The sequence below is a fragment of the Paenibacillus canaveralius genome, from assembly GCF_047238265.1.
Classification (GTDB): Bacteria; Bacillota; Bacilli; order Paenibacillales; family NBRC-103111; genus Paenibacillus_F.
Genome location: NZ_JBDFMM010000001.1, coordinates 4,521,766 through 4,546,752 on the forward strand (window position 1 = coordinate 4,521,766; position 24,987 = coordinate 4,546,752).

At 55.0% G+C, this 24,987-nt stretch carries 22 protein-coding genes, 1 pseudogene and 1 riboswitch; of the genes and pseudogenes, 8 read left to right on the top strand and 15 right to left on the bottom strand.

Annotation, left to right across the window (positions count from 1 at the left end; all coding sequences use genetic code 11):
* Positions 1-282: 282 nt before the first annotated feature.
* Both ABC395_RS20390 and ABC395_RS20395 read left to right on the top strand, forming a co-directional pair.
* Positions 283-1,263: a cation diffusion facilitator family transporter gene (locus ABC395_RS20390; RefSeq protein WP_413005723.1), complete on the top strand. Its 981-nt coding sequence runs from the start codon at positions 283-285 to the stop codon at positions 1,261-1,263.
* Positions 1,264-1,407: 144 nt separating this feature from the next.
* The gene (locus ABC395_RS20395; protein ID WP_413006779.1) at positions 1,408-2,406 is read left to right on the top strand and encodes a zinc-dependent alcohol dehydrogenase family protein; all 999 of its coding nucleotides are present in this window, start codon (positions 1,408-1,410) and stop codon (positions 2,404-2,406) included.
* 82 nt (positions 2,407-2,488) lie between these two features.
* On the opposite strand, the gene ABC395_RS20400 is transcribed toward ABC395_RS20395, so the two are convergent.
* The 4 genes from ABC395_RS20400 to ABC395_RS20415 form a co-directional block, all read right to left on the bottom strand.
* Positions 2,489-3,373, bottom strand: a complete 885-nt coding sequence (locus ABC395_RS20400) for an EamA family transporter (protein ID WP_413005724.1) — start codon at positions 3,371-3,373, stop codon at positions 2,489-2,491.
* Positions 3,374-3,533: 160 nt separating this feature from the next.
* Positions 3,534-4,304 (bottom strand): succinate dehydrogenase iron-sulfur subunit, encoded by a 771-nt coding sequence (gene sdhB, locus ABC395_RS20405; RefSeq protein ID WP_009676242.1) that lies wholly within the window; start codon positions 4,302-4,304, stop codon positions 3,534-3,536.
* Positions 4,305-4,306: 2 nt separating this feature from the next.
* Positions 4,307-6,079 carry a succinate dehydrogenase flavoprotein subunit gene (sdhA, locus tag ABC395_RS20410; RefSeq protein WP_103995850.1) on the bottom strand — a complete coding sequence of 591 codons (1,773 nt, stop codon included), beginning with the start codon at positions 6,077-6,079 and terminating at the stop codon, positions 4,307-4,309.
* Positions 6,072-6,749, bottom strand: coding sequence for a succinate dehydrogenase cytochrome b558 subunit (locus tag ABC395_RS20415; protein WP_042233415.1), 678 nt, complete (start codon positions 6,747-6,749; stop codon positions 6,072-6,074). The genes sdhA and ABC395_RS20415 overlap by 8 nt, the downstream gene beginning before the upstream one ends.
* Before the next feature lie 292 nt (positions 6,750-7,041).
* Between ABC395_RS20415 and ABC395_RS20420 the strand changes: the two genes are divergently transcribed.
* The gene (locus tag ABC395_RS20420; RefSeq protein WP_103995851.1) at positions 7,042-7,941 is read left to right on the top strand and encodes a LysR family transcriptional regulator; all 900 of its coding nucleotides are present in this window, start codon (positions 7,042-7,044) and stop codon (positions 7,939-7,941) included.
* A 272-nt stretch (positions 7,942-8,213) separates the two neighbouring features.
* On the opposite strand, the gene ABC395_RS20425 is transcribed toward ABC395_RS20420, so the two are convergent.
* From ABC395_RS20425 to ABC395_RS20440, 4 genes are all read right to left on the bottom strand, one after another.
* Positions 8,214-8,339 (bottom strand): hypothetical protein, encoded by a 126-nt coding sequence (locus ABC395_RS20425; protein WP_413005725.1) that lies wholly within the window; start codon positions 8,337-8,339, stop codon positions 8,214-8,216.
* A 74-nt stretch (positions 8,340-8,413) separates the two neighbouring features.
* Complete coding sequence (locus ABC395_RS20430) at positions 8,414-9,694, bottom strand: cation:proton antiporter (RefSeq protein ID WP_413005726.1); 1,281 nt, start codon at positions 9,692-9,694, stop codon at positions 8,414-8,416.
* Between the two features lie 18 nt (positions 9,695-9,712).
* Positions 9,713-10,375 (bottom strand): potassium channel family protein, encoded by a 663-nt coding sequence (locus ABC395_RS20435; protein WP_103995854.1) that lies wholly within the window; start codon positions 10,373-10,375, stop codon positions 9,713-9,715.
* A gap of 14 nt (positions 10,376-10,389) precedes the next feature.
* Positions 10,390-11,733: a TrkH family potassium uptake protein gene (locus ABC395_RS20440; protein ID WP_413005727.1), complete on the bottom strand. Its 1,344-nt coding sequence runs from the start codon at positions 11,731-11,733 to the stop codon at positions 10,390-10,392.
* Positions 11,734-11,792: 59 nt separating this feature from the next.
* Positions 11,793-11,942, bottom strand: a riboswitch (cyclic di-AMP (ydaO/yuaA leader).
* Positions 11,943-12,120: 178 nt separating this feature from the next.
* Between ABC395_RS20440 and ABC395_RS20445 the strand changes: the two genes are divergently transcribed.
* Complete coding sequence (locus ABC395_RS20445) at positions 12,121-13,779, top strand: CPBP family intramembrane glutamic endopeptidase (protein WP_413005728.1); 1,659 nt, start codon at positions 12,121-12,123, stop codon at positions 13,777-13,779.
* A gap of 299 nt (positions 13,780-14,078) precedes the next feature.
* On the opposite strand, the gene uvrC is transcribed toward ABC395_RS20445, so the two are convergent.
* Together uvrC and trxA are read right to left on the bottom strand one after the other, a co-directional pair.
* A complete protein-coding gene (gene uvrC, locus ABC395_RS20450) occupies positions 14,079-16,109 on the bottom strand; it encodes an excinuclease ABC subunit UvrC (protein ID WP_413006780.1) in 2,031 nt (676 codons plus the stop codon).
* Positions 16,110-16,271: 162 nt separating this feature from the next.
* Entirely contained in the window at positions 16,272-16,586 is a 315-nt protein-coding gene (gene trxA / locus ABC395_RS20455; RefSeq protein ID WP_413005729.1) for a thioredoxin, read from the bottom strand.
* A gap of 260 nt (positions 16,587-16,846) precedes the next feature.
* Between trxA and ABC395_RS20460 the strand changes: the two genes are divergently transcribed.
* Entirely contained in the window at positions 16,847-16,993 is a 147-nt protein-coding gene (locus tag ABC395_RS20460; protein WP_103995858.1) for a YqzM family protein, read from the top strand.
* A 185-nt stretch (positions 16,994-17,178) separates the two neighbouring features.
* Positions 17,179-18,195, top strand: a complete 1,017-nt coding sequence (locus ABC395_RS20465) for a protoglobin domain-containing protein (RefSeq protein ID WP_413005730.1) — start codon at positions 17,179-17,181, stop codon at positions 18,193-18,195.
* A 136-nt stretch (positions 18,196-18,331) separates the two neighbouring features.
* Here ABC395_RS20465 and dnaI read toward each other — a convergent pair.
* Both dnaI and ABC395_RS20475 read right to left on the bottom strand, forming a co-directional pair.
* Positions 18,332-19,283 (bottom strand): annotated as a pseudogene (gene dnaI, locus ABC395_RS20470) (primosomal protein DnaI).
* A gap of 33 nt (positions 19,284-19,316) precedes the next feature.
* Complete coding sequence (locus tag ABC395_RS20475) at positions 19,317-20,825, bottom strand: replication initiation and membrane attachment family protein (protein ID WP_413005731.1); 1,509 nt, start codon at positions 20,823-20,825, stop codon at positions 19,317-19,319.
* 273 nt (positions 20,826-21,098) lie between these two features.
* On the opposite strand from ABC395_RS20475, the gene ABC395_RS20480 reads away from it, so the two are divergent.
* On the top strand, positions 21,099-21,323 hold the full coding sequence (locus tag ABC395_RS20480; RefSeq protein WP_413005732.1) for a PspC domain-containing protein: 225 nt from the start codon (positions 21,099-21,101) through the stop codon (positions 21,321-21,323).
* Positions 21,324-21,417: 94 nt separating this feature from the next.
* Here ABC395_RS20480 and ABC395_RS20485 read toward each other — a convergent pair whose 3' ends face one another.
* A complete protein-coding gene (locus ABC395_RS20485; RefSeq protein WP_009676274.1) occupies positions 21,418-21,681 on the bottom strand; it encodes a YuiB family protein in 264 nt (87 codons plus the stop codon).
* 193 nt (positions 21,682-21,874) lie between these two features.
* Between ABC395_RS20485 and hemQ the strand changes: the two genes are divergently transcribed.
* Positions 21,875-22,621 (top strand): hydrogen peroxide-dependent heme synthase, encoded by a 747-nt coding sequence (gene hemQ / locus ABC395_RS20490; protein ID WP_413005733.1) that lies wholly within the window; start codon positions 21,875-21,877, stop codon positions 22,619-22,621.
* Positions 22,622-23,037: 416 nt separating this feature from the next.
* On the opposite strand, the gene ABC395_RS20495 is transcribed toward hemQ, so the two are convergent.
* Both ABC395_RS20495 and ABC395_RS20500 read right to left on the bottom strand, forming a co-directional pair.
* Positions 23,038-23,316 (bottom strand): hypothetical protein, encoded by a 279-nt coding sequence (locus ABC395_RS20495; protein WP_009676256.1) that lies wholly within the window; start codon positions 23,314-23,316, stop codon positions 23,038-23,040.
* Between the two features lie 131 nt (positions 23,317-23,447).
* On the bottom strand, positions 23,448-24,641 hold the full coding sequence (locus ABC395_RS20500) for an NAD(P)/FAD-dependent oxidoreductase (RefSeq protein WP_103995863.1): 1,194 nt from the start codon (positions 24,639-24,641) through the stop codon (positions 23,448-23,450).
* Positions 24,642-24,987: the final 346 nt, after the last annotated feature.

Below are 24,987 nucleotides of genomic sequence, written 5' to 3' on the forward strand. Positions count from 1 at the left end.
TTAAAAAGGGGGTCTTGGTTATTATAATACCTCCCTTACATTATAGGAACGTAACAGAAATGTTTCATTTATGTAACAAAATTGAAAGCGTTCTCTTATATTCCGACAGCAGCTTCCCCGGGTTCGGCAGCATTCGCCTATGAAAATCCGCTTTTGCCTATTTCATAGAACAGCCGTTGCAGGATTTCGGGACGTGACGTATAATTCCAACAGAACAACCTGGTGAAGTGTCTACTATCGTCCGTTCATCCATATAAAAAAGCCGGAAAGCAGGTACAAGCTATGACCGATTTTCATCATCTTGACCATGTAAAGGAACAATCCACGTCCAAGCGTACGCTGTGGATTACCCTTCTGCTCACGTTATTTTTCACCATTGTCGAAGTGGTCGGAGGGATTATGTCGAATTCCCTCGCCCTTCTCTCCGATTCCGCCCATATGATCTCAGACGTTATTGCGCTCGGACTCAGCATGACCGCCATTTACCTGGCCTCGAGGGAACCCAACAGCCGGTATACGTTCGGCTTTCTGCGGTTTGAAATTATCGCCTCCTTCCTCAACGGTCTGGCCTTGGCCGTAATCGCTATCGGAATTCTTATTGAAGGAATCAAGCGGTTTTACGATCCGCAAAACATTGATTTCAAACTTATGCTCATCATCTCCTCCATCGGATTCGTGGTCAATCTGGTGCTCACGCTTGTTTTGCACCGCAGTATGGAAGAAGAGGAGAATCTCAATGTCCAGAGTGCCCTTTGGCATTTTATCGGTGACCTGCTCAGCTCCGTAGGGGTCATCATTTCGGCGGTAATCATTTACTTTACGGGCTTGCTGTGGTTCGACCCGTTGATCAGTATCGTAATCGGGGGCATTATTTTCATCGGCGGCAGCCGGATCATTAAAGAATCTTTCCTCATTCTTATGGAATCCGTTCCCGCGAAGTTTAATCTGGAAGAAATCCGCCGGGATATCGGTAAAGTCGAAGGCGTCGAAGATGTTCATGAAATGCACCTTTGGGCGATTTCGACCGATCATTACTCTCTGACCGCGCACGTTTTTATCGACGACAAAATTCAGCCTTTCTGCATCATTCTCGCCATTAACGAAACGCTGAAAGAAAAGTACGGCATTACGCATTCCACCATTCAAATGGAACACGCGGGCATACATCCGCACGGTGAATACGGCCGGGAATTTCTTAAACACCGGGAGGAGAAGCACCAGGAAGATGCTCCGGCTCCCGTTCATAAACAAGCTGTGACGTGATACGAAAAACGGCATCGCAAACACCGGTCCCCCTTCGGGGAGTCCGGTGTTTTTCGCTTTTCCGGGCTTGTACCATTCTTATGCGGGGTGTTTTATAATGAATCTAATGGTTCCATCCCAGTCAACCTATCGGAGGTGCTTCCCATGAAAGCAGTTCTTCTCGAAACATTCGGTGCTCCGGATTCCTTCTCCGTCGGAGAGATTCCGACTCCCGACGTCCTTCCCGGGCACGTGCTTATCCGTGTCGCCGCCAGCGGCGTCAACCCGATCGACACGCGGATCCGCCAGGGACTGATGCCGCATCTCGCTCCGCATGCCCCTGCGGTCCTGCACGGAGACGTGGCGGGCATCGTCGAAGCCGTGGGCGAAGACGTGACGAAGTTCCGGCCCGGCGACGAAGTGTACGGCTTTGCCGGCGGCTTCAAGGGCTTCGGCGGCGCACTCGCCGAATATATGCTGGCCGATGCGGAGCTCATCGCCCGCAAGCCCGCCTCGCTTTCGATGAGCGAGGCGGCGGCCCTGCCCGTCGTGGCGCTTACCGCCTGGCAGGGCCTGTTCGACCGGGCGCGGCTTCAGCCCGGCCAGCAGGTGCTCGTGCATGCCGCCGCGGGCGGCGTCGGCCATATCGCGGTCCAGCTCGCGAAATGGGGCGGCGCCGACGTCTTCGCGACGGCATCTTCCGGCGCCAAGCTGGACATCGCTTCGCGGCTGGGCGCGGACGGCGTCATCAACTACCTGACGGAGCCGGTTGAGGATTACGTCCGCAGGTGCACGGCCGGCGGCCAGGGCTTCGGCGTCGTGTTCGACACGGTCGGGAAGGATAACCTCGACCGTTCCTTCGCCGCCGCGCGCACGGGCGGGCATGTCGTCGCCATCGCGGCCCGCTCTACGCATGATCTCAGCCCTCTTCATGCGAAGGGGTTAACGCTGCACGTGGTGTTCACCGTGCTGCCGCTTCTGACCGGCGTCGGCCGCAAGCATCAGGGCGAGACGCTGGAGCGTCTGGCGCGCCTGGCCGACGAAGGTCATCTGCGCCCGCTGCTGGACGAGCAGCGGTTCACGTTCCGCGGCGCGGCGGGAGCTCACCGCCGCCTGGAGTCGGGCAGCGCGATCGGCAAAGTCGTGCTGACGAACGATCTGTAAGAGCAAGAAAAGAGCCCGAACGCAGGCGCGTTCCGGCTCTTTCTGTGTTTTTTCGCAAGAAGGGATCGGCTGCGCCTTAAAATCAAGCCGGCTTAAGCTCCCCTGCTTTTCCTCTCCGCAGGTGAGGGTAGGCGATTCCGAAAAGAATAAGCAGGACGCCCGCCCACTGAATCAATGACACGTTCTCCCGAAGCACCGCCGCCGACAGCACGACCGCTACGGGCAGCTCGGCCGCCCCCAGGATGGAACCCAGACCCGTACCCAGCTTCGGCATACCGTAGTTAAAGCACACGGTCGGAATAACAACTCCGAACAACCCCACGAGCAGCGCATATTTCCATAGTCCCTCCCCGAGCGCGCCGTTCCATATAAAACTCGGCGTATGATAAACGAATACGAGCAAAAGCCCTCCCATATTCATCATCAACGTCCGGTTGATTGCCGGAACTCCCGTACTCACCTTGCCGCTGAAATAAATAAAACCGGTGTAGGTCACGGCAGACAGCAGGCCGAGAACCACCCCCGTTACGGGTAAATCGATGGAGCCCAGATCGGCCACGCCGGAGGCCAACCCCGTTCCGATCAAGAGCAGAACCAGGGAGACCGCCTTCGCGCGGCTCGGTTTTTTGCGTTCCAGCACCGCTTCCAGAATAACGCCGATCCAGGTGAACTGGAACAGCAGTACGATGGCGATGGAGGCCGGAACCGTCTGCAGCGAATTGTAATATAAAATACCGGTCGAACCGGTTGTCAGCCCCACCATAAGAAGCGGAATCCACTGCCCCGGCTTCATCTTATGGCGGGATAGCGTCAGAACGAGTACAAGCGAGATCAGCGTGCCGAACAAGTTCTGGGCGCCTACTACCTCACCCGGCTCGAAACCCGCGTCATACGCGAATTTAACGAACGTAGAGAGCATCCCGTAACTGCATGCTCCCAGGAAGACTAGAATAATCGCTTTCCACATGGTGTTGCTCCCCTTCTCTCTTTCCGAACTAAACGGCGTGGAACGCTTACGCTTTATTTCATTAGCATGCCGCAGATTTTCTTTTCATAACAAAAGCACTTCCGCGCGGAAGTGCTGCGCGGAAGTGCCGTATTCTTTATTCTATGCGGGGCAGGCGTGATTACATGCCCAACCATTTTTTGAAAAGACGTTTCGTGGTGTCCTTGTTCATCTCCGCGATGGAAGTCGTGAGCGGAATGCCTTTCGGGCAAGAACGCACACAGTTCTGCGAGTTACCGCAGCCCTCGATGCCTCCGTCTTCCATCAGCGTATCGAGACGCTCATCCTTGTTCATTTCTCCCGTAGGGTGAGAGTTGAACAGGCGGACTTGCGAGACCGCGGCAGGACCGATAAAGCTTGTCTTCTCGTTCACGTTCGGGCAAACTTCCAGACATACGCCGCACGTCATGCACTTGGAAAGCTCATAAGCCCACTGACGCTTCGATTCCGCCATACGCGGTCCCGGACCCAGATCGTACGTACCGTCGATCGGAATCCATGCTTTCACTTTCTTGAGGGCGTTGAACATCCGGGTGCGGTCGATAACCAGGTCTCTTACGACCGGGAACGTACGCATCGGTTCAACGCGGATAGGCTGTTCCAGCTTGTCGATCAAGGCTGCGCAGGCTTGACGCGCTTTGCCGTTGATAATCATGGAGCAGGCGCCGCATACTTCCTCGAGACAGTTGGACTCCCAGCAAACCGGAGTCGTTTCGCCGCCGTCCGATTTTTTCGGATTGCGCTGGACTTCCATCAAAGCGCTGATCACGTTCATATTCGGACGGTACGGGATTTCAAACTCCTCTTTGTAAGGAGCCGATTCCGGGCTGTCTTGACGGGTGACGATAAACTTGACCGTTTTGCTTGGTACTGCTGTTTGCGCTTCGGCCATGATCAATGCCCTCCCTCTTTCTCTTTCTTCTTCTTGTCCGTAGTGTAATCGCGTTTACGCGGTGCGATAAGCGATACGTCTACGTCCTCGTATTCGATAACCGGACCTTGAGGGGTCCACTTCGCTTTGGTCGTCTTCAGGAAGTTGTCGTCATCGCGTTCAGGGAACTCCGGCTTGTAGTGAGCGCCGCGGCTCTCGTTACGCAGAAGAGCGCCCAGCGTCATCGCTTCGGAAAGTTCGAGCATGTTCCAGAGCTGTCTCGTGAAGGCTACGCCCTGGTTGTTCCAGCGTGCCGTATCCGTCATGTTGATATTCTGGAAACGTTCTTTATATTCTTTAATCTTGACGATCGTATCTTCGAGATTTTTGTTGTAACGAACGACAGTCATGTTCGAAGTCATCAGCTCGCCAAGCTCTTTGTGGATGACGTAAGCATTTTCCTTGCCGTCCATTTTAAGCAGGCTTTCGTAACGATCGGTGTGCTTCTGCTTCTCGCGGTCAAACATGGCGGTGGACATATCTTCCACGTGCTTGTCGAGACCTTGGATATATTCGATTGCTTTAGGACCCGCCACCATACCGCCGAAAATAGCGGATACGAGGGAGTTCGCGCCGAGACGGTTCGCCCCGTGAACGGAGTAATCGCACTCGCCTGCCGCGAACAAGCCCGGAATGTTCGTCATTTGGTTGTAATCGACCCAGATGCCGCCCATCGAATAGTGAACCGCAGGGAAAATCTTCATCGGAAGCTTCCGCGGATCGTCGCCTGTGAATTTCTCATAAATTTCGATGATGCCGCCCAGCTTAACGTCCAGTTCTTTCGGATCTTTGTGGGACAGATCCAGGTAAACCATGTTCTCGCCGTTGATGCCGAGCTTCAGGTCGTTACAAACGTGGAAAATTTCACGGGTCGCGATATCACGCGGTACCAGGTTTCCGTAAGCCGGGTATTTTTCCTCAAGGAAGTACCAAGGCTTGCCGTCTTTATACGTCCATACGCGTCCGCCTTCACCGCGCGCGGATTCGGACATCAGGCGGAGCTTGTCGTCGCCCGGAATCGCGGTCGGGTGAATCTGGATGAACTCGCCGTTCGCGTAGTAAACGCCCTGCTGGTACACGGCGCTTGCCGCCGTACCGGTGTTGATAACGGAGTTCGTCGTTTTGCCGAAAATGATACCGGGACCTCCGGTTGCCATAATAACGGCATCGGAAGAGAAAGTCTGAATTTCCATGTTGCGCAGATCCTGGGCCGCGATCCCGCGGCAGACGCCGTCGTCATCAATGACCGCGCCGAGGAATTCCCAGTGCTCGAACTTCGTGACGAGTCCCGCTGTTTCGAAACGGCGGACCTGCTCGTCGAGCGCGTAAAGCAACTGCTGGCCTGTCGTAGCGCCGGCAAATGCCGTACGGTGGTACTTCGTACCGCCGAAACGGCGGAAATCAAGAAGACCTTCCGGTGTCCGGTTGAACATAACGCCCATCCGGTCCATCAAGTGGATAATGCCGGGAGCCGCGTCACACATCGCCTTAACCGGCGGCTGGTTGGCGAGGAAGTCGCCGCCGTATACCGTATCGTCAAAGTGCTCCCAAGTGGAGTCGCCTTCGCCTTTCGTATTAACCGCACCGTTGATGCCGCCTTGGGCGCACACGGAGTGGGAACGTTTTACAGGAACCAGGGAGAAAAGCTGTACGGGCACACCCGCTTCCGCTGCCTTAATGGTTGCCATCAGGCCGGCCAGACCGCCGCCGACGACAATTACTTTTGAATTAGCCATTGCTGGTCACCCCTCCGATCATTCCGCTAACGACAGGAAGCTCCTGAAATTGCGGGTCTTTAAATGCTACGAGAGATGCGATGAACATCACGGACATAACAAGGAACAAGCCGATCCAGATATAGGAAGATACGCGTTGGGCACGCGGGCCCACCGTGATGCCCCAGCTGACGAGGAACGACCACATGCCGTTTGTAAAATGGAAAGACGCGGCGATAACGCCGATTACGTATATAGTCAGCAAAAGAGGCTGAGATACGATGTCATGCATCGTCTGTCCTAAGCGTTCATGCTCTACGTTGCCGATTGCCACTTGAAAACGCGTTTCAAAGAAATGCCATGCCACGAACAGGAAGGTAAGAACCCCCGTGATCCGCTGCCACAAAAACATCTGGTTGCGGAAATAGCCGTAGCGGCTTACGTTGTTGCGGGCCGTGAACGCCACGTACAGGCCGTAAACGGCATGGTACAGCAGCGGAATCCAGATCCCGACGATCTCGAGCACAAGCACGAGCGGCAGGCTGTTCAGCCAGTTGATTTGATCCACAAACGCTTCAGGTCCCTTAGTTGCTTCAAAGTTGGTAAGCAAATGCTCGATCAAGAAGAAACCAACCGGAATAACGCCAAGCAAGGAATGCAGCTTGCGGTTAAAATACGAGTTCTTGCCCATTAGTAATGCTTCCCCCCTCAAATTTTCGCCTCGACACGATACGTCTCGACAATTCCAGACAAAACCAAATTCCATTGTACTCCCCTGTCCGGGGACCGTCAACCGCCAAAAAAGGCACACTCATCGCTTTTTCCTGCCTCGGATTAGCGACAATGAGCCGAAATTTTTGTGAACAACTGGTGACATATACATCGTACCTCTTTATCGCTTATAATGGAATTGCTGTTTTTTTATATTCATTATAATATTTTTGCATAATAAGAAGAAATTAAACCCCAGGGAGGCACGGATTATGGAACATCTCGACGTTTTTGCTGTCGTTGTCGAACAGGCCAGCTTGAATAAAGCGTCGCAGGTGCTAAATTTGTCGCAGCCTGCCTTATCGCGCAAGATCATGAAGCTCGAGGAGCAGCTCGGCGTCCAGCTCTTCTCCCGCAAAGGCAAGCGACTCGATTTGACCCGGGCCGGCGAGATCGCATACGAGTATGCTTTGGAGCAGAGACAGGGCGAACGCCGTTTCATGCAGACTCTGTACGAATATAAAACCGCCGGGCGCCATATGAGCCTGACCATCGGAGCGAGTCTGACTACGCTGCAGACCACACTCCCCGAGCTCGTGACGATGTACCTGGCGGAATATCCGTCTACGGACATGAAAGCCCTCACCGGCAAGACTCACGAGATCGTCATGATGGTCAAAGAGAAGAAAGTCGACATCGGCCTCGTCGCCTCCTCTATCGACCAGCCCGGCCTTGCCTGCGAGCCTCTTTTCGACGACCATCTCTGTCTGGTGCTGCCGCAGGGCCATCCTTACCTGGAACGCGAGGAGCTGTCCATCGCCGACTTGAACGGCCTCTCGATGATCCTCTTCTCCAAGGGCACCTGGTACCGCGTGCTCACCGACGAGCTGTTTCACCGCTTTTTTATTTTTCCCGACGTCAAAATGGAAATCGACTCGTTCGAAGCGATCATGCGGCTCGTCGTTACGTGCCAGGCGGCCACACTGCTGCCGAGGTCGTACCTGCACGACCGTTCGTCCGAGCATGACGGGCTTTGCGTCCGGGAACTGCCCGAGCTTATGAAAACGCCGCGGACCACCTCGCTGATTTTCGTGAAGGAAACCCACCAGAACGAGGCGGTCGCGCATTTCATCCGCAAGGCCAAGGCGCATTTCGCGGGCTTAAGCCAATAAGCCGGGACCAGGCAAGGGCCGCAGCCGCGCGAGCGCCTGAAACCCTTATGCGGTGAGGCCCCATATCTCGGCTATCCTCGCAAGTTGGCGGCCCCATCTTGGTTGTACCCGTACGTCTGTTGCACCCGTATGTCACTTGTGCCTTATGCCGATTGTGTCCTTATGCCGATTGTCCATATCTCGATGAGGCCCGCATCTCGATTGTACCCGTATATGGGCTGTGCCCACTCGGTGATGCCCACCGTAAAGCGGCTATACGTCGTGCTTTTCGGTTAAGCCTGAATGTCGGCTGTGCCGTCAAGCACGCCGATGCTCCGGAGAGGCCGTCTGAGCGCCCCTGCCAGCACTGCATAGAACCTGTCCGCCCCACGGCCTGTAGGGGTTCTTTTTTTCGTCAAAAAAACCGCCCCTGCGGGAAGCAAAGGCGGTTACGGTTTCCATTGGTTTTATTCTCCGAATGCGAAACTTTCCATTACTGCGGTCTCGGCTTCGCGGGCGGAACGCTGTCTGCGCCTCCAATGCCCCCTTCAGCCTCCTCAAGGCCCAGCTTACGCGCCACAAAGGCCGTGGTGCTCGCCTGGAACAGGATGGTGATCAGCACCGCCATAAACGTAACGGACGCGATCAGATCCGCTTGGGCGATGCCAAGCCCGGCCACCATGCCGGAAAGAGCCGCAGGAATAACGCCGGTTTCCCTCACCCAAAACATGAACACAATCTCTCTCCAGGTCCATTTCGCTTTGCGGTCCGGCAGCGTGCAGACAAGCACGGCCAGCGGACGGGCGATTAACATAAACACGAAAATAATGCCGAGACTCGGCCACAAATACTTGAGGAGCAGCGGAAAATTAACCTGGCTGCCGAGCAGAATGAAAATCAGCATGCGCATCAGAACGGTCACATTTTCCGAGAAATGGTTCATCTCCTGCTTCTTATCTTCCATATGCAGCTTGAAGACATCGGAATTGCCCCAGATCAGCCCGGCCGTGAACGTGGCCATAAAACCGCTGACTCCCAGTTGCTCACCCGCGAGGTAAGAGCCGAAAGCCGCCGCCAGCATCAGAATGGTCGCGTAATCGCGCAGGAAACCGATTTTGACGTGCGCGGTCAGGAAGGCTCCCGCATACCCGATAACGGCGCCGACCGCCAGCCCGCCCAAAGCGGTTTTCACAAACTGCCATGCGCCGGAAGCGACGGATACCTGCTCCGTTCCCAGAAGAACGGCAATCAGCGAGAAAGTAAGAATGGAGCCCGTCGCGTCATTGAATGCCGACTCGCTCTCCACCGTCTCCCGCACCTTGGTGCGGATGCTCACCTGCTTGAACACGGGAATGAGCGTAGCCGGATCGGTGGAAGATATGATGGCACCGAGCAGAAGCGCGTGCAGCCAGGGCAGGCCGAGAAACCAGTGGGAAGCGACCGCGACCGCCCCGCACGTAAGAATGACGCCCGGGATGCTCAGCAGCGTGACGGAGATCCAGACATTCTTCAGCCCGCTCAGCCGGATATTGCGTCCTCCGTCGAACAGAATGAGCGTCGAGCCTACGACCAGAATGAACTGGTTGGTCAGCGAGCCGCTCGGCTCGGCGATCCAGTGAAACGCTTGTCCGAAAATCATCCCCGCGATCAGAAAAAGGGCCACATCGGGCAGGCGGAGCCACCCCGCCAATTTGCCGAACAGCATGCCCAGCACCACGATCAGGATAAATAAATACAGCTCATAATCAATGAGCTGTGTAAAACTGTTCTCCATGCGCATACGCCCCTTATTTTACCGGATTACGCGGCTCTCAAACGTATCGATCTGCTCTTTCGTGCCGATAACGACCATAACGTCTTTCTCGTGCAGGACATCTTCGGCGGTAGGTGCGATAATCACGTCGTCCGTTTTATTGATGGCGACGATGCTGCATCCGTATTTGGCCCGCGGATCAAGCTCCTTCAGGGTCAGACCGGATATACGCCGGGATACGACGAGTTCGGCGATGGTGTAGTTTTTGGACAACTCGATATAATCGAGAAGATTCGGCGACACAAGCTGATGAGCCACCCGCACGCCCATGTCCCGCTCCGGAAAAATAATCCGGTCCACGCCGATTTTCTCCAGCACTTTGGCATGCTGATCGGTCAGCGCCTTCGCGACGACCGTTTTGACGCCAAGCTCTTTCAGCAGAATGGCGGCCATGATACTCGCCTGGATGTTGTCCCCGATAGCCACGACGGCGCAGTCGAAATTACGGACGCCGAGCGAGCGGAGAACCTCTTCGTCCGTCGCGTCCGCCACTACGGTATGGGTGAGCTTGTCGCTCATCTCGTCCACTTTCTCTTCGTCTCTGTCGATGCCCAGCACCTCATGCCCGAGCTGAGTCAATTCTTTGGATAAACTGGAACCGAAGCGTCCGAGTCCGATAACTGCATATTGAATGAAAGCCATTGTTTTGTTTCTCCTTAACCTATCGTGATTTTTCCTTCGGGATAACGGTAAAGCTCTTTCTCGGCCTTAGGCTGCAGCGCGTAAGCCAGTGTAAGGGGACCGAGACGTCCGGCGAACATGGTGAGGGCGATCATGACCTTACCGAACAGGGTAAGCTTCGTAGTCAGCCCCAGGGTGAGTCCAACGGTGCCGAATGCCGAAGTCACTTCATATAAAATCATAAGAAACTCATGATCTTCCGTCGTAGACAGCAGCATGGTGACAAAAATAACAAGAAAAAGTGCAAACATCGTCAGCGTGATCGCCTTCAAAATTCGTTCCTTGCCGAGACGGTTGCGGAAGAAGACGATATCTTCTTTGCCTCGCACCATCGCGACGATGGCTCCAACAAGCATCGTAAACGTAGTCGTCTTGATGCCGCCCCCGGTAGATCCCGGAGAAGCCCCGATAAACATCAGGATGATCATAAAAAATTGAGTGGCCTGGCGGATAGAGGCGAGATCAAGCGTGTTCGCCCCCGCCGTACGCGGTGTGACCGATTGAAAAAACGAAGCGAGAATCTTGCCGCCGAAGTCCAGCGAGCCCAGCGTTTTCGAATTGGAATACTCGAAGATGAAAATCACGAGTGCTCCGGTCACGATCAGAATACTTGTGGCGCTCAGCACCACTTTGGAGTGAAGGGTCAGCCTCTTCGTTTTCCGGTAATCCATCACATCGGACATCACGATAAAACCGATTCCGCCCAGAACGATGAGCCCCATCGTCACTACATTGGTAATAAAGTCGTCGGCGTAAGCGGTCAGTGAAGTGAAGGGGCCCGTGATCGGACCGAACAGGTCAAACCCGGCATTGTTGAAAAAGGAAACGGCGTGCCAGATGCCATAGTACAGTCCCTTCGGAAAACCGAGATCCACCGACCAGCGGGCCGTGAACAGGACAGCCGCTACTCCTTCGATCGTCAGCGAGTAAATCAGTACTTTCCGGAATAGGCGTACGATACCTTCCATGCTGCCCTGGTTCAGGGCTTCCTGGAGCAGCAGTCTTTCGCGGAGCGATATCTTCTTGCGCAGGATGAAGGCAAAAAGCGTCGCCATGCTCATAAAACCGAGGCCGCCGATTTGAATGAGCGAAATAATTACGATTTGCCCGAACGTCGTAAAATGCGTTCCGGTGTCAACCACGACCAGACCTGTCACACAGGTGGCCGAGGTGGCCGTGAAAAGGGCGTCGATAAACGGAAGCGGAAGCCCGTCCGTTGACGAGATCGGCAGCATCAGCAGGCCGGAGCCGATAAGAATAATGAGCGCGAACCCGAGAACGAGAATCTGCGGCGGCGTAAATCTCGACTTTTTTAACACATGATTTCCTCCTATATGAAGCACAAAAAAGACACTGGAGTCCCACTGCCCTTTCGGTTATGGTTCCTGCTGGTCGCCTACGAAGTTAGCTGACGGATTCGGATGTACAGGCCACCCTATTTACCCTGCCCGATTCAGGCACAAGCGGTAAAATTCACCCCAATGTATGGTTCCCCCGTTTTCCTGCGGAAATTCGGCGTATGAAGTTGTGAGAAGAAATGATCATCCGCATTATATATCTGTTATTAAACAAGCACAAAGCCCTTTTAACCGGATTTTACGGCAGGAAACTTAGACAATCTTCCTGCAGCTAACTGGGAGACACGAATTGGCATCCTTACGCAAACTGTGATACGGTAAAAAAAACGATCGGAGAAGGAGCTGACCATGAAAAAATACGGTCCGGATAAACCGCTGCTGCTTCTGGCCCTGACCGGATTCCTTCTGTATGCGGCCGTGGTTTATATCTACAATACCGGGGCCGCTCCGGCCGGTTCCGATCCTTACGAAACGGCAGCCACCATTACGAAAGAACAGGCCGCGGACGCGGCGGTCGAATGGCTGCGGCAGCGGACTGCCACCGATGTCGAAAGCGGTACCGGCAGCGTTACGGCCGGAGGCTCTCCCGGCACTTTCGTCAGCTATCAATCGGAAAAGGAACTGAGCGGCTACCTGACCAAAGAGAAGCTTCAAAAGGTGTATGACAAAAGCTACGCCGGCCGGATACCCGTCGATTATTACCGGGTAGAGCTCGCCGAGCCTTCTCCCTCCGACCGCAAGTGGATTATCGATATCCATATGACGACGAAAGCCGTCATCGGCTGGACGGGCACCGGCGGCGAAAAACGGGCGGCCGTGACCGCTCTCGATGCGGAGAAGCTCGCACGGGAAGCGATAGCGAAGCAGGGCTACGAAGAGGCGGAGTTCAAGCGGATCAGTCCGCCTGCCGCCAAATCCGGCCAGCTGCTGTTCGAGCGGCAGAAAGAGCCGGTCGGGGACGCGAAGCTGACGATCGGTGTGGAACTGGAGGGCGCCTCCGTTTCCTCGTTCACCCAGTCGTTCGCTCTCCCAGCCGCTTTTACCGCATGGCTGGAACACCAGGAGGATACCGCCTCCATATGGACACGCATCAGCTTGTGGGGCAATGCCCTGATGGCCCTGATTGCTCTGGGCTACACCGTGCTTAAATGGAGAACGGTCGATTTTTCCCGGGGCGTCCTGTTAACGGCCGTGTATGCCGTGATCTACGTCATGAACAACATCAACATGTACCCGGCCTACAAAGCCGGCAGCACACTGACGAGAAGCGGCCAGGAAGCGATGCTTTCGATCGTGCTGATCAACTTCGTCACACTGTTGATGGCCGCAGCCGTCTACTTCTCTTTCACGGCGGGCGAAGCCTTGTGGAGACGCGAAGGAAAATCCGTCATCCCCCGCTGGCGCGACGCCGACTTCGGTTCGCTCGTCACCCGCGGCATGGTGCAAGGGTATTTGCTCTGCCTGTTCCTGCTCGGTCTCCAGCAGGTGCTGTTCCTTGTGGCGGAGAAAGGCTTCGGCGTCTGGTCGGTGAACGACCCGATGTCCTCTCCCCGCAACATGCTTCAGCCCGCCCTGCTTCCGCTGATGGCTTGGGCGGCGGGCATATCGGAGGAAGCCACCTTCCGGCTGCTCGGCATCGCCCTGTTCAGCAGGCTGCTCCGGTACAGATGGCTGGCCGTGCTTGTGCCCAGCCTTATCTGGGCGGCGGGGCACACCGCCTACCCCATCTACCCCGTTTACACCAGGCTGATTGAGGTAACGGTGCTCGGCATCGTATTCGGCTGGGCCTTCCTGCGGTACGGCTTCCTTACCGCCCTGTTCGCCCATACGGCAATGGACAGCATCCTCATGGGCCTGTCCCTGCTAACGGGCGAAGGAATGACGGCAAGCACGCCTGCGCTCGGCCTGCTCTATATGGCGCTGCCGGCAGCCGTCGCCCTGGCGGTATCCTGGCTTCACAAGCTGGGGATGATCCGCGCAGGCAGGCACAACAGGCGGCCCGTCTAGGATCTGCGGCGGCTTCGTTAGAAGCGGCTTCGATGTGTCCGAATACATCCGTATATATCCGCATACAGTAGAGCCGCCGCAGTCTTCCAGGGACTCGGCGCTTACACGGCAGCGGCCGTATGATCGGCCCTTATTACGCGATGCCGTGGTCCGGCCCAGCCCTTAATAAAGCCGAGTCGGACATCACGGCGCAAGGGGCATCGCCCTTCGGCACTGAACCGGCCGGAAGGAAGCTCAAGCGGAAAGCAGGCGATTGTTTATTACGCAAGCGATCGTCCGTACTAAAAAAGAGGAACCGTCTAAATGGACGGTTCCTCTTGTTCTTGTTCTCCCCGTAGAGCGGTCAATATTTGTGCGGCGAGTTTCTCGCCGATTCCCAGCGGCCGGAAGTCTTCGACTGCGGCTTCTCTGATTTTTTTAACGGAGCCGAAATGCTTTAGCAGAAGCTTCCGGCGTTTCTCCCCGATACCCGGAATGGCATCAAGCTGCGAAACGACCATCGACTTCGCCCGCCGCTCCCGGTGGAACGTAATCGCGAACCGGTGGACTTCGTCCTGGATCCGCTGAAGCAGGTAAAACTCCTGGCTGTCGCGCGGAATCGGCACAACTTCGGCGGGGTCGCCGGCCAGCAGCATCGCGGTTTTGTGCTTCGCGTCCTTGGAAAGGCCGCACACCGGGACAAACAGCCCCAGCTCGTTCTCCAGCACGTCGATCGCGACCGACATCTGCCCCTTGCCGCCGTCCACGATGATCAGATCCGGCATCGCGAGGTTCTCTTTCAGTACCCGCTCGTAACGGCGGCGGATAACTTCCCGCATGGACTCGTAGTCGTCGGGTCCCTGTACGGTCTTGATCTTGTACTTGCGGTACTCCTTCCGGTCCGGCTTCCCGTCCGTGAAGACGACCATCGCGGCCACCGGATCGGAGCCCTGGATGTTCGAGTTGTCGAATGCCTCGATCCGTGTGACCGGCCCCGTACCGAGCCAGCTGCCGAGATTCTCGACAGCAAGCACCGTACGCTGGGCGTCCCGCTCGATAAGGCGGAACTTCTCCTCCAGGCCGACACGCGCGTTGTCTTTAGCCATGTCAACCATCTGCTTTTTCAGCCCGCGCTGCGGAAAATGCACTTTCACTTTCAGCCAGCTTTCCAGCGCTTCCTTCACGTCTTTCTGCTCCGCGGTCGTCGGCATGCTGCGAGAATCGGCAGCAGCGTGTTCCTCGGCTTCCCCGGCGAGCGGCGACGGCGACGGCGAGGCCGCCTCTTCCGGAGTTTCCAGCAGGCTCCCGGCCGTTGATCCGCCCTCATCTCCGGCCGGACGGACAGCCGCTCCCGCCGCTGCCTCCATACCGGCGCTCAAGCTTTCTGCCGGCAGCTCCTCACGGCTGCGCCCGGGCAGGAAGATCTCCTTCGGCAGCGCCGGATTCTCACTGTAAACCTGCATCACGTAAGTGATGAAGTCCTCGTACTCGTCTCCATAGTAAGGGAACATGGTGACATGCCGTTCGATCAGCTTGCCCTGGCGCATGTACAGGATCTGCACGCACATCCAGCCTTTATCGGCGACATAGCCGAAAATATCGCGGTCCACGACATCCGTCGTGGTAATCTTCTGCTTCTCCATCACCGCGTCGATGTTCACGATAAGATCACGGAGCTCCTTCGCCCGCTCGAAGTTCAAATCCTCGGCCGCGGCGTGCATCTTCGAGGTCAGCTCCTGCTTGACCTGTTCGTGCCCGCCGTTCAGGAAGCGTACAATCCCCTGCACCATTTCGTCATTCTGCTGCTGCGTGATATCATGCTCGCACGGAGCCAGACATTGGCCCAGGTGGTAGTACAGGCAGACGCGGTCGGGTATCGTTTTGCACTTCCGCAGCGGATACAGCCGGTCCAGAAGCTTTTTCGTCTCCTGAGCGGCAAACGCGTTCGGATACGGCCCGAAATACTTTCCTTTATCTTTGACGATCTTGCGCGTCACTTCCAGACGCGGGTGTTCTTCATGGGTAATTTTGATATAAGGAAACGACTTGTCGTCTTTAAGCAGCACGTTGTAGCGCGGATAATGCTGTTTAATCAGATTGCATTCCAGGATAAGCGCCTCAATGTTGCTTGAGGTCACGATATATTCAAAATCACGGATTTCCGACACAAGCCGCTGTGTCTTCCCGTCATGGCTTCCGGTAAAATAAGAACGCACGCGGTTTTTGAGCACTTTGGCTTTTCCCACGTAAATAATCGTGCCTTCCGCGTTCTTCATGAGGTAGCAGCCCGGCTTATCCGGCAGCAAGGCCAGCTTGTTGCGGATATGCTCTTCGCTTTCCTCGCGGGTCATTCTGTGGAGAGGTTCTCCCCCCCGTTCTTCTGTCACTGCCTCTCCCTCCTTAGGCTTCCTGCATCGAAAAAATTATGTCTTTATCGGATAAATGACAAAAAAAGCTCCTTTTCAGCATAGCAGAAAAAGAGCTTTTTCTCATCGTTTGATTGCGCGAGGCAATTATTGGTGACGGGAAAGAACGTTCTTGAGCGCGTCCTTCGATTGGAAACCGACGACTTTATCGACCGGTTGACCGTTTTTGAATACGATCAGGGTTGGGATGCTCATAACGCCAAAGCGGGAAGCGGATTCCGGATTGTCATCCACGTTCACTTTCGCGATTTTCAAGTTTTCTTCCTCTTTAGCCAATTCTTCCAGAACCGGTGCAATCATCTTGCAAGGTCCGCACCATGGTGCCCAGAAATCAACGAGAACCGTGCCTTCTCCTTCTACTTCACCTTTAAAGGATTGGTCTGTTACGTTTACGATCGCCATGATTTCTTCCTCCTCATTTATCTAAAAGTTCATCGAAATCCTCAGCGGATCCGGATATTGTCAACATGTAAAGTATACCACAATGTGTCGGTTTTTCAACCGAACAGGACAAGCCCTAAAATCTGGTATCCCTCCGGGTTGTGCCAACTTTGTCATGCTTTGAATCTCCGGGCATCTTTACAAGTTTCGCGAAAAATGGGTATACTGGCAATAAGCCTACGTCTGCTTATTTTCGGGCGGACAAGTGAGGAGGAACAGGCATGAGCGATCCTAAACATCCGGAACTTCATCTCAATGAAGAGCCCCGCAACGACTTTATGGATGTTGCCCTCGGTTTTGGCGGATTCTTCGCCGTTTTGATGATCATTTTCATCATTGGGGTCATTATTAAACTGGTGATCGGATAATCCGGACCGCCTGAAAGAAACCTGCTGCATATGCGGACAGGTTTTTTTCTTGTTTTCATCCGCGGCAGCGGGATAAAATTGCCTTTTGTCCCCGATCAAGCAGGACTTTGGTCTCAAAACGGAGAATTCTGGTAAGAGGCCGTTTTACGCCCTTCCGAATAACTGGTGAAACTAGAGAAAATGGGGTGCCCTTTTTGATTCAATTGTCTGATGACCGGATGAAGCAGGTGCGTTTTACCGGCATAACCGAGAATGACCTGCAGCTGCTAAAAGTAAATGAACCCGCTTTCAAGGAAGTCGTGGAAGAGGTGGTGGAGCAGCTCTACGAGCAAATCGCCGCCGAACCCGAGCTGAGAGAACTGATCACGCGGCACAGCACGCTGGAGCGTTTGAAGCAGACGCAGGCGGATTACTTCCTGTCCATGGCTTCGGGCGTACTGAACGAACAATATATCCAGAACCGGCTTATCGTAGGCAGAGTGCATTCCCGGATCGGTCTGACAACGGAATGGTACCTGGGAACCTACATGCTTTATCTTGATCTGTCCCTCCGTCATTTTAAACGGGTCCTTCCGGACGGAGCCTGGCTTGAAGTGGTTCATGCCCTGACGAAAATGTTTAATCTTGACTCGCAGCTCGTTCTGGAAGCGTACGAGCATGACGAGAAAGCTAAAATACAGCAATTGGCCGATGATCAGGCCATTATGCTCTCCGGCATTTCCAAAGCCGTTCAGGACCTCGCCTCCATGATGGTCGAACTGAGCAGCAGCAGTCAGATTGTGGCCGAGACGGCTATACAAACCGCGGAATCCCAGGACAAGTCGCATCAATATTTAAAAGACCTGGAGGAAGAAGTCGGCCATATCCACGCGATGGGCTCTCTCATGAAGGAAGTGTCCGAGCAGACCCACCTTCTCGGCCTCAATGCGGCCATCGAAGCGGCCCGCGCCGGCGATGCCGGGCGCGGCTTCGAAGTCGTCGCCAACGAGGTGCGCAAGCTCGCCTCCCGCTCCCGCGAATCGCTGGAGCTGATCGAGGACAAGCTGACCGCGATCCGCACGATTCTCGGCACCGTACACGGCGAGTCCGAGCAGACGTCCATCTACGCGCGCACGCAGGCCGCCAGCTCCCAGGAGCTGAGCTCGTTCGTCCAGATGGTCGAACAGGTCGCGCACGATCTGGAGCGCCTCAAAAATAAATAAGCCGGACTACTTTCCTCCGGCTTCACCTTCCCCGCTCCGCGGCATGCTGGCGGCATACCGCGGAGCGGGACCACAAGAGCCGCCTGCGGATCGCATTCCGCGGCGGCTCTTGGCATTCACGAACAAACGGGCGGCACTAGGCCCCCCGTTTGTTATATCCGTCTACGGTCACGACCTCGACATACGGCCGCACCCGGTCCATAATCCGCTGGCCTTTGTACTCTTCGTCACCGTCTTTGTTCGTAAAGCTGAAATGCTTCTCCAGCGCGTCCAGATCGTAATTGGACGTAAAAAATGTCGGCTTGCGGTTCATCCGGTAGTTGAGAATCGCTCCCAATACATGGTCACGCAGCCACGGGTTAAGATTTTCCGCTCCGATATCGTCGAAGACCAGAAGATCCGTTTCCTTCAGCAGTCTCGATCGTCTCCTTCAGCTTTTGCGGCTCCCCGAACATCCCCTTGAGATCCTCCGCAAAATCCGGCATGTACACGATGGCTCCCGTGAAGCCTTTTTTCGCCAGCTGATAAAGCATGTAGCACATCAGAAACGTTTTGCCCGTACCGAAGGAGCCCTGCAGGTACAGCCCTTTCTTCTGCAGCCCTTCTTCCGTTGTCCGCATCACATAGTCGTTCAGGAAATCGACCGCTTTGGCGCGCTCCATATCGGTCCGCAAAATATCCGTATACGTATGTTCCCGGCTGAGCGCCTGCTCGTCGATGTGAAACGTGCGGATCCGGCTGCGGATCGCATCCTGGGACTGCTTCGCTATAAATTTGCGGCAGGCCGTCTTTTCTTCATGGATATAAGTGCGGCCGCCGTTATCTTCCACGTTAAGCATCGTATAATGCCCCTGCATATCGTTCGGGCAACGTTCCAGTCCGGGGCAGTTCAGGCAGTTCTTATGCTCCGTCGCATACTGGTACAGACGGTTCATGTTGATTTTCAGCGTATGATCGTCGAGCTGCGGATACTGTCCGCGAAGCTTCAGAATCAGCGGATCCTCCAGCACCTGCTTGGCCTGTTCCTCCGCCCTTTGCATCCATGTGCTCTTGGGCATTTGTTTCAGCATTTCGGACAGGGATTCCATCGGGGTTCCTCCTCCCGCCATTGTCTAGAACTCTCAGGAATTAAACATTTCATCGAGCTTCTTCGCTTTGCGCAGCATCGCTTCCAGCTCTTCCTCCGTCACGCGGGACGTCTGCCCTTTGTTCTGGACGATCGGTATCTGCGGCTTCATCTGCTTGCCGGCCGTGCGGGTTTTCCCTCTGCCCGCGTAACCGCCGGAAGCTTTGGCCGCCGCCGCTTTGGCAGCCGCCTGCTGCCGGAACTGAAGCCGTTGGCGCACATATTCGACGGCCTGCTCGAACGAGGCGATCTGCTTGCCGAGCATGTCCGACGCGACCGCTTCGATGGACGATTTGGCCCACGAGCGTTTGTCGATATGAATGTAATGAATAAGAACGTTAATGACTTCTTCTTTCAGCTTATAATTGAGATCGATTTTCTCGAAAATGTCCAGAACGCCGTTCGGAACCGGCCCCTGGGTGAAAAAGCTCTGCAGAACGAGGGTGTACGGCTCGTTTTTAAGGAGCGAATTGTACTGGTGCTCATTGTGCGACCCCTGCAGGAACGCGGGAACCTCCAGGTAGTACTGCATTTCCACCGACCGCGCTTCTTCTTCGGATTCGGCCGTGTTGTCCCCGGGGGCGGCTGACTCCGCACGGTGAAGGAAACGCTCGCGCTCCTCTTCCCGCTTCTTGCCCTGGCGGAAATACAAATTCGCCTTATACTGCAGAGAGTCGATCTGAAGTTCGCCGTCCTCGTCGAACATCCCGTCCTCATCCAGCAGCCGGACCGTTTCCTGCAAAGTAAGACTGTATTTTCTGGCGACCATATTAATGGAGATCATCGTTTCGGGCTTGTACTTGAGATTCTCGACATAAATGCGGTTAAACGATTCCCGGGGATACCGGGTGATGAGATCCGCATAGGCATAGCCTTTGGTCGTCACGTCAAGCGCCTGTGCCGTCTGTTTGCCGGCCGACGCTTCATACAGGGCCTGCTCCAGCTCGTAATCGATCACCTGGGTGTTCAGGCGGAACAGTTCGTAGAAAGGCACCGACAAATTCTCGCTGTCCGCCCCCGCCAGCTCCGCGGGTTCCGGCATCGTAAGCTCGTCGCGCAGCGACAGCAGCAGAAACTTGCCGATTTTGTCCCGCAGGAGCAGGGTGAGATGCTGATTGCGGAAAAATTCGTTCGGCGACAGCGGGCAGGACAGCGTGTATTCATAAATATAGTCGTCCTCGTCCTGCATGTAGATGCGCGACGTCTGAAGCAGCCCGACGGCCTCCAGCTTCGAGGACTGCTCGATGAACAGCTTGCGGCTGCGCTCCCCGGGATCGAGTTCCAGCGATAAAAAAAGCTTGCGCTGCTGCTCCAGCCCGGCATAGCCCGTCTTGTCCGACGGAACCTGCTGGTAGAGCGTATGGTACAAGCTGACGGCATAGCCCCCGATCATCGGCTGATAGATCGAAGACAGCATTTTATAATCAAGACTGCTTAACGCGAAATCCCGGTACACGCAGAACCGGTGATTCTCTGTAAAATGCAGCAAATTGGTCAATCGCATAGCATCAAACTCCATCCGTACCTTAAAAGGTCTGAACATCATTTTACCACAAATCTCGACAAGGAAGGGAATGAAAAATGTTACCTGGCCTTTATGACGAGGGGCCGCCCCGACTAAAGTCTAACTCCAAAACCGCCTTAGGGCCGTTTTGGCTCTCCTCCCGATCCGGTAAGATAAAGACATGAAATACGGAAACGGCGCAAGACAAACGAGCCGGACCGGTTCCGGACAACTAATCGACCCAATCGACCAAATCAAAGGAGAGATTCTATCATGAATAAACTTTTCCGTTCCAGAACAGACCGTAAGCTTACCGGACTTTGCGGAGGGCTTGCCCGATACATGAATGTAGACCCGACCGTCGTCCGCCTCATCGCCGTAATCGGCGCCCTGTTCAGCTTCGGCACCTTCACCCTGATTTACATCGTCGCTTCCCTGTTCATTCCCAAAGAGCCTTACGCGGGATACGGCTACCACGATTCTTACCACTCGTATTAACCCGCTGCGGTAAGCCGACAACTGAATATCCGTTCTAAAAAGAAAGCCCGGAGCTGATGCTCCGGGCTTTTGCTGGCTGTATTTACAGCGCGTTCTAGAACATTTTGAAGCCTTTGATTCTGAGCGTGCGGATGGTTGTCCCGCTCACGACGGCCCCGATGAGCCCGCCGATAACCGGCGCGATATCCACCGCCGTAATCGATGTCATTTTGTCGCTGTAATAGAAGCTCAGCCCGATGATCAGCGCCACAAACGCATAGACCGGAAACCAGGTCGTTTTCATCAGCATATTTAGAATAAACCCGAGTCCAAAAAACAGCACGAACATCAGGACGATGACGATGACCAACTGAATCAAAATCGGTCCACTCCTTTTACGCATTCTTCTCTCTATTGTAAAGCAATTTCCACAGTCAGGTAAAGTGTCCACATCATGAACATTAAAGGCTTGACACCTTTTGTCCATTTGCCTTTTGAAAGCGGAGCCGATACAATGAGAAAGATTGGTAAGACCCGAATTTCCCTAGATTAAAGGAGGGTTTCCGTTTCTTATGAGTGAAGCCATCGAAACATTAGAAGGTTGGTACGCCCTGCACGATTTCCGCCGGTTGGATTGGAACGCCTGGAAAGAAGCGTCTCCCGAAGAGCGCAAGCGCGCAGAGGACGAGCTTCGTTCGTTTATCGGCGAATGGGCAACAATTGAAGATAATAAAGAAGGAAGCACGGCGCTGTACAGCATCGTAGGCCAGAAGGCCGATATTCTGTTCATGCAGCTTCGCGAAACGCTCGAAGAGCTGAACGATCTGGAGACCGCCTTCAACAAATCGGCGTTCGCCAAATACACAATCCCGGTTTACTCGTACGTATCGGTCGTCGAGCTGAGCAGCTACATGGCCAAGCCGGGCTCCGATCCGATGGAAAATCCCGAAGTGGTCGCACGCTTGAAGCCGACGCTGCCTAAAGCGAAGCACATCTGCTTCTATCCGATGAACAAACGCCGCGAAGGCGGCGACAACTGGTACATGCTCGACCTCGATTCGCGCAAAGCCATGATGCGCAGCCACGGTATGATCGGCCGCAGTTATGCCGGCAAAGTCAAACAGATCATTACCGGCTCCGTCGGTTTCGATCTGTGGGAATGGGGCGTCACGCTGTTCGCCGACGACGCGCTGCAGTTCAAGAAGCTCGTGTACGAAATGCGCTTCGACGAAGTGAGCGCACGCTTCGGCGAGTTCGGCGACTTCTATGTCGGCAACCTGCTCGACAATGACCGCCTCGGCCGTCTGCTGGACGTATAAGCCGCCCCGCGGCAAGCAAAAAAGCCTGGACGTTTTCCTTAGGGAAGACGTCCAGGCTTTTTTGTGCCCTCCGGGAGAGAGCCGCCGGCGTTCGCGGTCAACGTGCGTGCCGGTCACCGCCCGCGGCGGCCCCGCACGGACGCGCCGGGCGGTAACCGGCGCAGCGGTGCGGCGGCGATCCGCCGCAGGGGACCGCGAGGCAGGCGAGCGCTTGCGCGGGACTCCCGCGCACAGCACAGCCGCTGCCTCGCAGCGCGGGGACGTCTCCCGGCGCGCACGGACCAGCGGGCGCAGCCCTGCTGGCAAGACCGCGGATAGAGCGGCTCCCGCAGCCAAGATGCCCCGGCGCGAAGACGGCAGCCTCTCGCCTGAAATAAACAAAAGCCGCACCTCAGTGCGGCTTTTGTTTATCCAGTTCAGTCCTCGTCGTCTTCCTCCGCGATCCGTTTCATCTCGGCTTCCATCTCCGCTTTGCGGCGCAGGTAGTCCTCCGTGTCGCGGTCGCGCTGGCGGCTCTTCTCCTTAAGCCGTTCTATCGCCGGAAGGATGAGAATGTCGATCTCCTTCTGCACGACGGCCACGTGACCGTACTCTTTCTGGTTCTCCAGATAGTGGCCGACTTCAATCAGCGCGTTGTAACGGTCCAGCTCGCTGCGCGTCAGAAGACCGCGCACCTGTACACTGCAGTGTCTCATTTCGTATGTACTCCTTCCCTTGCTGCTTTATCCCATGGTACAGCAAAAAAAGCCGCCCCGGCACGCCCTATGCGGACGGCTGCCGTTGGCGGCTTTCGGTCTTGATCATCCTGGCCTGGCCGGGAAGCCGGTTAACGCAGCTTTCCTTTGCGGACCACGAGCGGAAGACCGCCGATCGTATACAGATAGCGCATATCGATGACTTTCTTCATAAGAGCCGCCGTACCGCCCTTCATTTTCTTCGTCCCGACAATGCCGATGGCTTCGCCCTTGCCCAGGGAAGCTACCGTGCCGCGGTTTACGAACGCGAACTCTTTCAAAGCGTTCCCGCGGATAGAAGCGACGAGGTTGAACGCGCAGTTCTCGCCCTGCTGGGTCGCGATTTGAGCCGTCGGCGGGTAGGGCCTGCCTTCGGGGTTCATCACCAGGGAGCAGTCGCCCGTTACGAAAATATTGTCGTAACCCGGAGCGCGCAGAAATTCATCGACCTGGATGCGGCCGCGCATCGTTTCGAAGCCCGCGTCCTCCAGAAGACGGTTGCCGCGGATTCCTCCCGTCCAGATGACCGTCCCCGCTTTAATGAATTCGTCCCCGGCGATGAGGACGCCTTCCGGCGTACATTCCTTGATCGCCGTGGCGATTTTGAACGTGACGCCCTTATCGGTAAGCAGGCGCATCGCATACTCGACCAGCTCCGGATCGAAGCCGGGCAGAGCCGTCGGAGCCGCTTCGATATTGTAAATGTGGACAAGCGCAGGGTCCACGTCGAACTCTTTACACAGCTCGGGAATACGGTCCGCCAGCTCACCGACGAATTCGATACCGGAGAAGCCCGCCCCGCCTACGACAAAAGTGAGCAGTTCCTTACGGTCCGGCTCCTGCTTGAATCTGGCGAATTGATATTCGATATGTTCGCGGATATGCCGAACGCTGTTAATGCTGCGGATCGTCATCGCATATTCTTTCAAACCCGGGATTCCGAACGTTTCCGGCTCACCGCCGAGACCGATAACCAGATAATCGTAGGACAAGGTACCGTCTTCGAGGATGACTTTCTTCTCCCCCGGGCGTATTTGAACTACGGTCGATTTAACGAAGTCCACTTTGAATTCATCGATCAGAGAGGAAATATTGACGCGTGCATTATCAGGTTTATCCGTTCCGGCTGCGGGCATATGCAGATGGGTCGTAATATAATGATAATCATGCTTGTTCACCAGCGTTACGTCCGCTTCGTTATAATTTAACAGTTTCTGAAGACGTAAAGATGTTACAACACCACCGTAGCCAGCGCCCAATATGACTATCCTTGGGACTCTACTCATTGGTTCTCTCTCACTTCCATACTTTTTTAAGGGCTTGCATTGTGAAAATTAACACATATCTTCTGACGGATATGTCCGTGAAAATGTTTCTCTCTCTATCCTTCAAGCGGGGCTATTTCGCCATTTTTCACGGAAATGCAGCACCAATCTCATGCAATCATATAATGTGCCCTGTTAAATAGCAAGGGACAATTTCCTCAAAAACGAAGGTTTTTCGACCAGTAATTCCCACTAAATTAAGGGGCAGTTAGTCCCAAACAAGCTCCCTTGAAAGAGCCTTCCCGGATGATAGCCGACCGGTTTGCTCGGCTTTTCTTCATCTATTTGGTTTATTTCCTCATTTCGG